The sequence below is a fragment of the Streptomyces sp. HUAS ZL42 genome (assembly GCF_040782645.1).
Taxonomy (GTDB): Bacteria; Actinomycetota; Actinomycetes; order Streptomycetales; family Streptomycetaceae; genus Streptomyces.
Genome location: NZ_CP160403.1, coordinates 778,143 through 790,795 on the forward strand (window position 1 = coordinate 778,143; position 12,653 = coordinate 790,795).

A 12,653-nucleotide genomic window follows, 5' to 3' on the forward strand; every position below is an offset into this window, starting at 1 on the left:
GTCACCTCCGTGTGACTCGCGTGTCCGTCTCGCGCGCTGACCGGGGGGTGCTGGAGGCGCCTGGTTTGCGGGGAGTCGGTGCCTTGCGGGGCGGCTTGGGCCAGAAGGCGGGGGTGTTGTCCGCGTAGGCGGTCCACTGCTCGCCGAACTGCCTTGTGACTTCTCGTTCCTCGCTGCGGGCCGGCCTCACGTACACGTACACCAGGACCGGGAACATGATCAGGGTGGGGATGGTGGGCCACTGCAGCAGGAACCCGATCATGATGAGCAGGAAGCCGTCGTACTGCGGATGACGCACCCAGGCACAGGGGCCGGTCGTGGCCAGCCGGTCGTTCTGTGCGGCTTCGTGCAGGACCTTCCACGCGGCAGCGATCAGCCAGAACCCGGTACCGATGGCGAAGTAGCCGGCCAGGTGGAAGGGGCTCAGGTGAGGATCGCCCGACCAGCCGGTCAGGTCGTTCCACAGGTGCCCGCCGGCATGGGTGTCCCTCAGCAGTGGGAACTGGGAGCCGAGCCAGCTGCCCAGCAGGTAGATGGTCAGCGGGGTGCCGTACATCTCGGTGAACAGGGCAACCATGAAGGCGCTGTAGGCGCCCGTCGCCCGCCAGTCCCGTTTCGTTTTCGGGTGAAAGAAGCCGGCAGCGAACACCACGAAGAGCAGGGTGTTGAGGACCACGAGCGGCCATAGGCCGTATGCCGCGTCAGCCATGACGTCCTCCCCATGCCCTGGACGGTCCGGCGGTGGTGCGGCGCTGTCCGCGGGCGAGGGCGCTCATGCGTAGCTGGTAGGTGACCGTGTCGATGCGGTGGCGAAGGCGCAGACCCACCAGCCACCGCTCCGCTTCCTCCAGCGAGGCACGCCGTCCGCGCAGGCGGGCCAGCGGCGGACGGCGCGGCTCGTCGGGGGTGATCAGGCGGGCGGTGTCGTAGACGATGCCTGCCAGGATCAGCGCCCCGGCCAGCGATGCGATCACAGCCGCCATGGCACTCACCCCCAGCGGGCCCGGGCCGGTCAGCCCCGACCGGGCCCTGCATGGTGGTCGTGCTTGCGCAGTGGATCTTCGTCCCGGTCGTCGCGATGTTGATCACGTCCGCCGTGCATGTCCTGGCCGTGCATACCGCGCATCATGAAGAACATCATCAGCGGGCAGGCGGCTACCAGGGCGAGCCAGACCAGGCTTTCCAGGGACGCACCGACGATCAGGGCGCCGACCACGACGATCGCGGCAGCGAGCGCGTACATGCCGTAGTTCCGCTTGTCGTTCATGACGGGCCTCCTTCAGCGGAGGGCTGCGGGCCACAGCCGGGGGCGGCCGGGGTTCAGGTTTTGGTGAGAGGGCCGGCGTGCAGCGTGCTCAGGCGGCGCCGGTATTCCTCCTCGTCGATCTCACCGCGCGCCAACCGCTCGCGAAGAATGTCCTCGGGAGTGGACGTGGGCGCGGCGGGGGTGTGCGTGTGCTCGTGGGGGCTGTTGAGGGCACGGAAGAGCAGTACTGCGACTGTGATGATCAGCGCCCAGAACAGGATCATGCCGGCCGACATCGCGAACCAGCCCCATCCGCTGACGTCGCGGTCATACCAGAACATCATCGCCACTCACCTGCTTCGGCTGGTCGGCGACCGGGGGCCGGGATGGCTCCCAGGCTTTTCTCGCCTTCACCTGCATCGTCTCTCTGCCGGGTGCGGCGGTCTGGGGCCGGACGGTCCAGGACCAGTGGGCCGTTCAGCCCCTACCCGGCAGGGGTACCCGAGCGCAGGCTGGAGAGTGAACCGCCGAGGGAAGCGAGAAGGCCATGGGTGGCGTCGATGTCATGGTGATCCTGGCCTCGGCCGTGCTGGTCGCTCTGCTGGGCTGGTACTTCTTCGGGCCTCGCCGGGCCGGTGCCGCCCGGCTGGAGGGTGGCGTGCAGCGGGTGGAGGTGACGGTACGGGGCGGCTACAGCCCCGACGTGATCAAGGTCCGCCAGGGCACGCCGGTGGAGCTGGTCTTCGACCGGCAGGAGGCCGGCGAGTGCACCTCCCGAGTGGTCTTCCCGGATCTCAAGGTCGGCGCGGGCCTGCCCGCCCACACCCGCACCACCGTGCGGCTGACCCCCGACCGGCCGGGTTCCTTCGGCTTCGCCTGCGGCATGAACATGATCCACGGCACGCTCCTCGTCGAGCCCCCGGAAGGCATCGCACCGCCCATTCCGGACGGCGCCGACACCCCGGCCGCCACGCCCCCCGCACCCGCTGCTCCAACCGGCGGGCCCCCGTCGGCGGACGAGGGGCGGACGGCGGCCGAAGCGGAGGCCGCGGACGCCGTCGAGCGGCAAACGGAGATCAAGGACCTCACCCGCCGGGTGCTGACGGGCGCGGTGCTCACCGCCCCGGTGCTGTTCGCCGTCATGGCGAGCGAAGTCTTCGGCGCGGACTGGGTGCCCGGGTGGATGCTGAACCACTGGCTGCAGCTGGCCCTGATCACGCCGGTGATGTTCTACACCGGATGGCCGATCCACGTCACGGGCTGGCTGACCTTGCGCCACCGCGCAGCCGACATGAACTCCCTGATCACACTGGGTACGAGTGCCGCCTACGGATACAGCCTGCTGGTCACCCTCGCCCCCGGTCTGCTTCCGGAGGACGTACGGGAGGTCTATTTCGAGGCCGTCGGCGTGATCCTGACCCTGATCCTGCTCGGGCGGCTGCTGGAGGCCCGCGCGAAGGCCGGCACCGGCGAGGCCATCCGTGCCCTGCTGGGCCTGCAGGCCCGCACCGCCCGCGTCGTCCGGGACGGAACCGAGACCGAGATCCCCATCGAGGACGTCGTGGTCGGAGACGAGATCGTCATCCGGCCCGGCGAGAAGATCCCCGTCGACTCCGAAGTCCTCTCCGGCTCCTCCGCAGTCGACGAGTCCATGGTCACCGGCGAGCCGATGCCCGTCACGAAGCGCACCGGGGACACGGTCATCGGCGCCACCGTCAACGGCACCGGGTCCCTGCGGGTACGCGCGGCCAAGGTCGGCGCGGACACGATGCTCGCCCAGATCATCCGCCTCGTGCAGCAGGCCCAGGCGTCCAAGGCCCCCATCCAGCGGCTCGCCGACGCGGTGTCGGCGTACTTCGTGCCCGCGGTCATCGCCATCGCCATCGGCACCTTCGCCCTCTGGTTCACCGTGGGCCCCTCCCCCGCGCTGACCCTGGCGCTGGTGTCCGCGGTCGCGGTGCTGATCATCGCCTGCCCGTGCGCGCTCGGGCTTGCCACTCCGCTCTCGGTGATGGTCGGCACCGGCAAGGGCGCCCAGGCGGGCATCCTGATCCGCTCCGCGGAAGCCCTGGAGACCGCGCACAAGCTGGACACCGTCGTGCTGGACAAGACCGGCACCGTGACCGCGGGCAAACCCGTCCTGACCGACGTCCGCCCCGCCGACGGGTTCGACGAGACCGAATTGCTCCGTCTCGTGGCGGCGGCCGAGGCCGACAGTGAACACCCCCTCGCTCAGGCCATCGTCACGGGCGTCCGCGGGCGTGGCCTGGACTGGCCGGCCGCGACCGGCTTCGACTCGGTCACCGGCAAGGGCGTCCAGGCCACCGTGGACGGCCGCCCCGTTCTGGTCGGCACCGCCCGGCTCCTGGGCGATGTCGGCATCGACACCACCGGGCTCACCCCCGTCGCGGGCGCGCTCTCCGCCGAGGGCAAGACGCCCGTCCTCGCCGCGGTGGACGGACGTCCCGCCGGTGTGCTCGCCGTCGCCGACACCGTCAAGGACGACTCCGCCGCCGCCATCGCCGCTCTGCAGCGTCTTGGCGTCGAGGTCGTCATGCTCACCGGTGACAACGCCCGCACTGCCGCCGCGATCGCCGCTCAGGTCGGTGTCAGCCGGGTGCTGGCCGAGGTGCTGCCCGAGCACAAGGCCGACGAGATCCGCCGTCTGCAGGGCGAGGGCCGCAGCGTCGGCATGGTCGGTGACGGCATCAACGACGCGCCCGCCCTGGCCGCCGCGGACATCGGAATGGCCATCGGCACCGGCACCGACGTCGCCATCGAAGCCGCCGACATCACCCTGATCTCCGGCTCGCTCGGCGGTGTCGTCACCGCGATCCGGCTGTCGCGGGCGACGATGCGCAACATCCGGCAGAACCTGTTCTTCGCCCTGGTCTACAACGCCGTCGGCGTCCCGCTCGCCGCCGGCGCCCTGTACCCGCTGTGGGGCATCCGCCTCAGCCCGATCATCGCCGCCGCGGCCATGGCGCTCAGCTCCCTGTCGGTCGTCACCAACGCCTCCCGGCTGCGCCGCTGGCACACCCAGCCACTGCCCGAAGCCCGGCCTGCCCGCGTCCAGCCCCGGGTCGAGTCCACCGCCGACCGAGCGTCGTCGGGCAGCACGACAACCACAGGGGGCCATGCGGGCCACCGCTCCGCCTCCCAGAGCGACAGCGACGGCATGGTCGCGGACCCGGTGTGCGGCATGCAGGTGGACAAGACGACCGCCGCCGAGCACCGGCACACCGAGCATGGCACCTACTACTTCTGCTCCGCCCACTGTGCGGCCACGTTCGACGCCGACCCAGACCGCTACGCCGCCCCGCCGTCCGGCGGTACGCGTGAGGGAGGCGAACGCCGATGACCGCCACTCCCGCCGCCCCCCACGACGCTCACGGGCAGCACCACCAGGCACCCGGTTACGCCGACCACAAGGCCGACCATCTCGCACGCCTGAACAAGATCGAAGGCCAGATACGCGGCATCTCACGCATGGTCACCGACGACCGCTACTGCATCGACGTCCTCACCCAGATCAGCGCCGCCGGCCGCGCACTGCAGGAAGTCGCCCTCGGCCTCCTCGACGACCACGTGCGCGGCTGCGTCACCAACGCCGCCCGCACCGACCGCGCCCACGCGGAGGAGAAGTTCGCAGAACTCACCGACACCCTGCGCCGCGCGCTGCGCTTGTAGCCACCGCAATGGTGGGCCTCACGCCGAAGGCGGACATGACGGCAACGAACGGGGCAGCTCCGTGGCGTCACCCACCACGAACGGCGCCCTGTTCGCCGGCCCGCCCGCGCGTGCCCGGGTGGCGGCACCCCGCGGTAACCGCTCGGCCCGCGCGCCGTGAGGCGGTGCACCGTGGCTCGGTGGGCGGCCAGCATCCGCTGTCGGCCACTGGGACCGAGCACGTACGGCTCTGGCTGCTGTTCCAAGCCAGCAACTGATGCTCGCCACCGCGCTGCTGATTGCCTACTTCTTCCTCGGCTCGGTCCACCTCCAACATGTCCGGGGCTTCAGTCCGCTGAAGACCGGCCTGGTGCGATCGGCCTCGGAGCCCACCTCGCCTCCCGGCTCGTCGGCCGGATCGGCAGCCGTGCCGTCACCGTGGGCGGCATGGCGATCGCGGCCGTCGGACCCGTGCCGCCGACCCGGCTGCCCGCCGAAGCAGCGTGCATGCGGGCCTGCTGCCCGGTTCCGCCGTGGCCTCCTTCCACGAAGTGGGTGGTTCAAGTGGGTGGTTCAATCGGCGTGGCAGTCGTCTCCACGCTCGCCGCTTCGGGAATCGAGTCCGGCTCCGTCGGCGGCTTCACGAAAGCCTTCACCGTCTGCACCCTCGCGGCGGCCGCGAGCGCCGCGGTCGGACTGACCGCACGGCAAGCCAAAGACGGCAGGGCCCCGCACGTGCACTGACCGCCCCAATCCGCACCCCAGAGCGGTCCAGATCCTCCAGCCCGGAACTCCTGAATCAATTCCGCCCGCCGCCCGCGATGATGGCGCACCGCTGGAGAGATACCCCATGGGGGTATATCGTCACGAATATGGGGCTCGGGACGGGCCACACTGGATGAGAAGGGGAAGAGGCCATGGACCACACCGCTCACCACACCAGCAGCGCACACGACCACGCCACCCACGCGGTCACGGGGGCGTCCTGGGGAACGGCGGCGAAGGCGACGCTGCACTGCCTGACCGGCTGCGCCATCGGCGAGATCCTCGGCATGGTGATCGGCACCGCACTGGCCTGGGGCAACGCGCCCACCATGGTCCTGGCGATCGGACTCGCGTTCCTCTTCGGCTACTCCTTCACCCTGTTCGCGGTCCGCCGAGCCGGCCTGGACCTCAAGACCGCAATCAGGGTCGCGCTCGCCGCCGACACCGTGTCCATTGCCATCATGGAACTCGTCGACAACGCGATCATCGCCCTCACGCCGGGGGCAATGGACGCCCACTTGTCGGACGGACTCTTCTGGTCCGCTCTGCTGGGCGGGTTCGCGGTCGCCTTCCTGATCACCACGCCGGTCAACAAGTGGATGATCGGCCGCGGCAAGGGCCACGCGGTCGTGCAGGCCTACCACTGACTGGCAGCCGCACCCGCGCAAGAACAATTGAGCCGTCTCCACGCGAGCAGAGGTGAACCGCTCTGGGACAGTCCGGAGTCCCTGTCGAACCCGGAACGGTTCACTTTCCCTTCCGCGCGCTTCCCGTCATAGTGGGCCCGCGATTCCGGGCTGCTCAGCGAGGCGAACGAGGCCAGGGACAGGGCCCGTTTGAGCGCCACACAGATGCCGACCGCGACCGCCACGCGGACTCCTGCCCGGCCGGCCAGGCCGATCTGCGTCAACACCCACGCAGCAGCGATCTGCTCGGCGAACGCGGGAGAGGACCAATGCAGACGCGTTGTCTTCGAGGCCCCTTCGACGGCTGCCTCTGCGCTGCCCGTCAGTACCCCAACCACCCTGGCTGCACTGTTCGTACGACGGACCCGCTGTCTGTGATCAGCGGCTGCTGAAGACGACGTCGTGCCAGGGCTTGTGCTGTGCTCCCGTGATCTCTGTCATGACGTGCCTGATGTTGGTGTACTCGTCGAAGGAGTAGGCCGACATGTCCTTGCCGAAGCCGGATGCCTTGTAGCAGCCGTGCGGCATCTCGCGGAGTCGTCGAGGGGGCGGCCTGGCCGGTCCCGTCGATGATGACCGGACAGCCCGCTGGTGCAGGGACGCGGGGTGGCAGGTCGCGCTGCGGCCGGCCGGACGGAGTGTGGCCATCACGGCCGCCGTCCAGTCCCGATCTATTGACGCGGACGCGCGGTAGTCCGCTCTCCTTCCTGGCGCCGGAACGACGGGCCGAGGTCCCCCCTGCGCGCAGGCAGCGACGCTCGAGGAGATTCCCGGGTGTCGTCCGCTCCAACCGCTGCCGGTTCCGGCCCGTGCCTCGCAGTCTGCGTGTTCCGTGGACCGCTGTCACACAGCCGATCCCTTCGCCGACCGCTCGCGCGGGGCCCGGTCGGGGTACGGGCGGGGGCTGACCACGTTCTTCATGACGATGGTCGAGTTGAGCCCACGGACGCCTGGGAGCCGGATGAGGACGCTCTCGTAGAGGTGCTGGTAGGCGGGCAGGTCGGCGCTGACCACGCGGATGAGGTAGTCCGGTTCGCCGAACAGCCGCTGGGCCTCGACGACCTCGGGAACCCCGGCCAGTGCCTCGTCGAATTCGTCCACCGCGTCGGGGCGGCTGAGGGTGGCGAAGAGCAGGACCTCGAAGCCGTATCCCAGTGCCGCGCCGTCGACAAGAGCGCTGTAGCCGCGGATCACACCTTCCGCCTCCAGCTCCCGGACGCGGCGCTGGCATCGGGACACGCTGAGCCGGACCCGATCGGAGAGTTCCGTGAGGGTAATTCGCCCCTCCGCCTGCAGCAGGGCAACAATCTGGCGATCCATGGCGTCCATGTCTCAAATGTTAGCTCCACAAGCTGAATTTCAGGCAAAGTTCGCGAACTTTTTGCCGCTCATCGTGGCTAGCATCCCGCCATGGCTTGCGAAACCACCTTCCTCGACACGAATCAAGCGGACTCCATGGGCAGCTCTCAGGGTTCGGTCTTCGACGAGGTCGTCGACCGCCGTAGCTCGAACTCCATGAAGTGGTCCTTCGCCAAGGACTTCCTCACCCCGGACGAGATCGCGGCCGACCCGCTGCCGATGTGGGTCGCCGACACCGACTTCAAGGCGCCCCGGGCCGTGCTCGACGCCCTCCACGAAGCCGTGGACCACGGCGTCTTCGGGTACCCCGGAGGCGCGACCGAGAGCTACCTCGACGCCGTGACCGGCTGGCAGGCCCGGCGGTTCGGCTGGGAGATACCGCAGGAGTGGGTACTGCAGACCGCCGGCATCATCACCTCCCTCAAGACCGCGGTGCAGGCCTTCTCCGCGCCGGGCGACTCGGTCCTGATCCAGCCACCCGTGTACGCGCACTTCCACAACGACGTCCTGCTCAACGGGCGCCACCTCGCATTCGCCCCGCTGGAGCGCACCGAGGACGGCTACCGGTTCCACGCCAGGACGTTCGAGGCCGCCATCCGGCCGGACACCAAGCTGTTCATCCTGAGCCACCCCCACAACCCGACCGGGAACGTCTGGTCGGAGGAAGAGCTGGCGACAATGGGCGAGATCTGCGCCCGGCACGGCGTCCTGGTCGTCTCCGACGAGATCCACCAGGACCTGATCATCAACCCGGACAAGAAGCACGTCCCGTTCGCCTCCCTCGGCGAGGAGTTCGCACAGAACAGCATCACCTGCACGGCCCCGAGCAAGACGTTCAACCTCCCGGGGCTCCAGAGCGCGAATCTCTTCGTGCCCAACCGCAGGTTGCGCGAGGAACTGGCCCGGCAGTACGAACGCAACCTGTTCCCCCTGGTCAACGTGCTGGGCATGGTCGCAGCCGAGGCGGCGTACACCCACGGTGAGCCCTGGCTCGAAGAACAGCTCGCCTATCTGCGCGGCAACCACGCCCACTTCGCGCAGGCGGTCAACAGCGCCACCTCCAAGGTGCGCGTACTGCCCGCCGATTCCCTCTACCTGGCGTGGATGGACTGCACGGGTCTCGGCATGGACGCGGCTTCCCTCGACAAGTTCATGCTCACCAAGGCGCGTCTGTGGCTGGACAAGGGCCAGAAGTTCGGGATCGAGGGTCACGGCTATATGCGCGTGAACCTGGGCTGCCCGCGCTCCACCGTCGACGAGGCGATCCGGCGGCTGACCACGGCCGTCGAGGATCTGTGAGCGAGCAAAGAGCTGATGAAGCCCACTGATCCAACCCGCCGAGGAGACACCGTCATTACATCCGCCGTTGAAGCACGCTGTAACACGACCGACCGCCGCGTCCCGGAAGCCATCCGGGACGCGGCGGTGTCGTGTAACCGCCACGGCTGGATGCGGCACTGCCCGTAAGTGCTCGCTGCCGTCCGTCAAGGGCTCGGGGCGTATGCGACGTTCACGACGTCTCCGCGCGAACCGTACGTGAGGACCGTGCCCTACCACTGGCCGACATCGAGGCCGGATCCGGCCAAGCCAAGGGTGGACTGCTGGGTCGCGGTCGAAGCCCGGACCGAGGTGTTCAGCGTTTGCGCCATCCGGCAACAGAACACGTTGCCGTCGTTCGCTCCGGGACCGATGAGAGGTACCGCTTGAGGAGGTGGAACGGCTGGGGCGTCGGCCGCAGGCCGGACCGAGGAGCTGGGTAATGTCCCTCCTCGCACGAACGTCCGCTCACGCGCCATCCGTACGGGGGAACCCTGGCATGTCCGCATCGAACTTCTCACTGAGCCGCAGAGCGGCTTTCACCGCCCTGGCCGCAGCGGCGGCGGGCAGCGCCCTGCCGATCGCCGCGGCGCCGACCGCGAACGCCGCCGCCCCGACGGCCCTTCCGACGGCGACGACGGGGTCGGCCGAGCCCGTCGCGCAGGCGCCCGGCTTCCGGGTCCCGGTTCTGATCGACCCGACCGACCCGTGGCACTATGCCCCGCACCCGGCCGGGGCGCTGACCACCCGTACCATCGCTGGCGGCCTGGAGGTCTCGGACGACACGGGCGTGCTCGCGACGCTCACCACGGGGGCACGGACAGTGACGCTGCGGGGGGCGCGGCGCTGGTTCACCGAGCAGAAGAAGGCGGTCCGGGACGCGTTCGACCGGACCCCGCCCGCCGGCGGCTGGGGCGCGTCGCCCGGCGGCGGAACCTGGTCCCACCACAACGGCGTCGACGCGGACTACTTCGTCGAGAGCGGCCGGGCCGCCATCACGCTCGCCGCCGGCAAGAGCCGCTACTCACTGCTTCCCGATCACGGCATCGGCGACGTCTACGCCGCCGCCCGGTTCTCGTTCGACAAGCTGCCCGTCGGGGCGCCCGTCTCCCTCGGCCTCGTCTTCGCCGCCCAGGACGTCAACAACCACTACCGGGCGCGGCTGATCGTCACCCCGGCGGGAGACGTCCAACTCGTCCTCGAGAAAGAGCTCGCCGACGCGTCGACCACCTTGAGCGCGGCCGTCACAGTCGGTACCGGCTTCAAGGCGTACGACCACTGGTGGGTCCGGGTCGAGAAGGCCGGTGACGTCCTGCGCGCCCGTGCCTGGCGGCACGTCACGTCGGGCGTGGACGACGAGCCCACGACCGTGTGGCACCACAATGTGTGCGACCCGGAGAAGGCCCCGGACGCTGTCTTCCGCTCGGGCACGCTCGGGGTCCGGGGCCTCGCCTCCACCGGTTCCACGGTGCTTCCGCAGGCGAGGGTCTACGACTTCCGGATCGACACAGCGACCTGGACCGACCCGCCGGTCGTCACCCACGACACGTGGGTACGGGTCCTCCCGGAGCTCTTCGACGGCACGTGGACGGCCGCCGTGGAGCAGCGGATCCGAGCATGGGCGGGCGACACCTCGCCCGACGCCCTCGCGTACTCCTCGATGTACCGGCCGTTCGCGCCGGCCGTCACCGACCCCGCGCGCCAGAACGCCCAGGTGCTCGGCGAGTCCGGGTATAGCCAACTGCTGGCTTCCGGACTGCGCGAGGTGGGGGCCGACTTCCACGAGTACATGGGGCTCCAGTGGACCTTCCCCAGCGGCGAGAGCGTCACCGCGACCCCGGACCCGAAGTGGCTGAGGAACCTCGACTGCTCAGGCTTCGTCCGGATGGTCTACGGCTACCACCTGGGCGTTCCCATGGGCCTCGCGGAGGACTCGGAGCGCCGCTACCTGCCGCGCAGGTCGCAGTGGCAGGCCGCCTCCAGTCCAGGCATCGTCGTGGCCCAGGCCACCGACGCACCGCCCCCGCTCGACGCACTGCGGATCGGCGACGTGCTCTTCTGGAACGACCCCGACGACGGTGCCGTCTCCCACACCGGCATCTACCTGGGCACGGATCAGCACGGCAAGCGCCGCTTCGTCTCCAGCCGCAAGACACCCAACGGGCCGACCATGGCCGACGTCGGCGGGAAGTCGATCATCGACGGTACGGCTAGCGACCTCTACACGGACAAGCTGCGGGTGATCCGCCGCTTCTGATCCGCGCACCTCCTCCGTATCGAGGAACGGCGGGTGCGGTGCATCGCCGTATCAGGGAGACCGGTTTCCCACTGTACGAGACACCAGACCGCCAGTCGGGCGTTTCCCGCCAGCCGAAGCAGACTCACTTCCGCTTCGGCCTTCCCGCTGCCGCTGCCGCCCGCCCGCGCCACGACCCGAGCCGGGCTGGGCTGGGCTGGGCGGCACGATCACGGGTGATCGCGTGCCTGGCGGGCAGGTCTGCTGACTGTTCGGCCGGCGGGCACTGGCATCCCCCGCATCTTCGTACACCCGCCCGTCCACCGCCTCCACCTGCCACAGTTCCACCGTGCCGGACAGCAGCGGGTCGGCGGCCTGGGGCGTCCCGTCGGTCGACGCGTCCCCAGCCACGGGCCGCCATGTGCCGCTCCTTCCACGGCCTCGAGCGTGGCGACCTTGAACCGGGGCCCGCCCTCAGCCGACCGCCAAGGAGCCGGGCCTGCGCCGACATCCCGTCCCGCACCGCCTTCTCGGCCTGCCCGGCGCCGACCGCAGCCGCCGCGAGCAGCAGGTGGGTCGGGCCGCGCGTCACGTCCACCTGGGTCACCCGCCCGCTCTGGTCGACCTGCACGGTGAGCATCTGCGGCACGGGCGCCCGCGACGGCTCGTACGGAGGTGAAGACGGTGCTCCGCCCCAGCCGTTCACCGCCACCCCGGTCAGCAACCGCGTGGCAATGCGCGGATGCAGATGCTGCTCGGCCAGCCGGCAAGCGGTCACGCAGACAGCGGCAGGACCAGCGGCAGAGAAAGAAACGAACACCCCCGAGAAGCCTTGGTCTTCCCCGTCGCCCTTCACCCCATCCAGCAGTTCCCGCAGGGGACGCTCCTCGTCGGGTTCGATTGTCGGCGCCGAGCTGGTCGGCGAAGGTGTGAGCGGCGTAGGTGAGGACGCCGATGCCCGCAGTGGCTGCGAAGACGACGGCCCGACGGCCGGTGGCGGCGCCAAGGCCCATGGCGAGTGCGCCGAACGCCACGGCCAGCAAAGCCAGGTTGACGCACTGCGCCGGGAACTCGGCCGGACTGATGGAGGTCAGGTCTGCACTCTCCTGGATGGCCGGCATCGCGATCCACACTGTGGCGGCGATGCCGCATGCTCCGGCCATCAGGGCCCCAAACCGCTGAAGGATCAGGCGGGCTCGGGGCACGGGATGCGCGAGGAGCAAGTCGAGCGTGCCCTGGAAGACGCGGAGCAGCCCCAGTCCTTCGAGGGTGGCCCGGCTTGGAATCCTGCGTGTATGGCGATTACGCACGTGCCGTGCGTCCGGGCGGCGCACAGCGCCATGAAGAACACCGTTCCGCTTCGAGAGCATTCCCA

The 12,653-nt window shown here is 69.7% G+C and carries 11 protein-coding genes and 1 pseudogene; 6 read left to right on the top strand and 6 right to left on the bottom strand.

The annotated features are described in order from the left end of the window. Position 1 precedes the first annotated feature (1 nt). The 4 genes from ABZO29_RS03715 to ABZO29_RS03730 are packed head-to-tail and all read right to left on the bottom strand — an operon-like array spanning position 2 to position 1,590. Positions 2-709, bottom strand: coding sequence for an isoprenylcysteine carboxylmethyltransferase family protein (locus ABZO29_RS03715; RefSeq protein ID WP_367318669.1), 708 nt, complete (start codon positions 707-709; stop codon positions 2-4). Beyond that, on the bottom strand, positions 702-983 hold the full coding sequence (locus ABZO29_RS03720; protein WP_367318670.1) for a hypothetical protein: 282 nt from the start codon (positions 981-983) through the stop codon (positions 702-704). Before ABZO29_RS03720 ends, ABZO29_RS03715 begins: the two co-directional genes overlap by 8 nt. 29 nt (positions 984-1,012) lie before the next feature. Beyond that, positions 1,013-1,267: a DUF2933 domain-containing protein gene (locus ABZO29_RS03725; protein ID WP_367318671.1), complete on the bottom strand. Its 255-nt coding sequence runs from the start codon at positions 1,265-1,267 to the stop codon at positions 1,013-1,015. 53 nt (positions 1,268-1,320) lie between these two features. Then, positions 1,321-1,590 carry an SHOCT domain-containing protein gene (locus tag ABZO29_RS03730; protein WP_367318672.1) on the bottom strand — a complete coding sequence of 90 codons (270 nt, stop codon included), beginning with the start codon at positions 1,588-1,590 and terminating at the stop codon, positions 1,321-1,323. Positions 1,591-1,793: 203 nt separating this feature from the next. Here ABZO29_RS03730 and ABZO29_RS03735 point away from each other — a divergent pair, with 203 nt between their 5' ends. From ABZO29_RS03735 to ABZO29_RS03750, 4 genes are all read left to right on the top strand, one after another. Then, positions 1,794-4,607, top strand: coding sequence for a heavy metal translocating P-type ATPase (locus ABZO29_RS03735; protein ID WP_367318673.1), 2,814 nt, complete (start codon positions 1,794-1,796; stop codon positions 4,605-4,607). Continuing rightward, entirely contained in the window at positions 4,604-4,936 is a 333-nt protein-coding gene (locus ABZO29_RS03740) for a metal-sensitive transcriptional regulator (RefSeq protein WP_367318674.1), read from the top strand. Before ABZO29_RS03735 ends, ABZO29_RS03740 begins: the two co-directional genes overlap by 4 nt. A 426-nt stretch (positions 4,937-5,362) precedes the next feature. Next, entirely contained in the window at positions 5,363-5,659 is a 297-nt protein-coding gene (locus ABZO29_RS03745) for a hypothetical protein (RefSeq protein ID WP_367318675.1), read from the top strand. Between the two features lie 173 nt (positions 5,660-5,832). Beyond that, positions 5,833-6,327: a DUF4396 domain-containing protein gene (locus ABZO29_RS03750; RefSeq protein WP_367318676.1), complete on the top strand. Its 495-nt coding sequence runs from the start codon at positions 5,833-5,835 to the stop codon at positions 6,325-6,327. A gap of 417 nt (positions 6,328-6,744) precedes the next feature. Here ABZO29_RS03750 and ABZO29_RS03755 read toward each other — a convergent pair. Continuing rightward, positions 6,745-6,903 (bottom strand): annotated as a pseudogene (locus tag ABZO29_RS03755) (gamma-aminobutyraldehyde dehydrogenase); the annotation flags it as partial. Between the two features lie 306 nt (positions 6,904-7,209). Then, positions 7,210-7,695, bottom strand: a complete 486-nt coding sequence (locus ABZO29_RS03760; protein WP_367318677.1) for an Lrp/AsnC family transcriptional regulator — start codon at positions 7,693-7,695, stop codon at positions 7,210-7,212. Between the two features lie 81 nt (positions 7,696-7,776). Between ABZO29_RS03760 and ABZO29_RS03765 the strand changes: the two genes are divergently transcribed. After that, positions 7,777-9,024 (top strand): MalY/PatB family protein, encoded by a 1,248-nt coding sequence (locus ABZO29_RS03765; protein WP_367318678.1) that lies wholly within the window; start codon positions 7,777-7,779, stop codon positions 9,022-9,024. A gap of 517 nt (positions 9,025-9,541) precedes the next feature. Further along, positions 9,542-11,299 carry an NlpC/P60 family protein gene (locus ABZO29_RS03770; protein WP_367318679.1) on the top strand — a complete coding sequence of 586 codons (1,758 nt, stop codon included), beginning with the start codon at positions 9,542-9,544 and terminating at the stop codon, positions 11,297-11,299. The last annotated feature ends 1,354 nt before the right edge of the window (positions 11,300-12,653 follow it).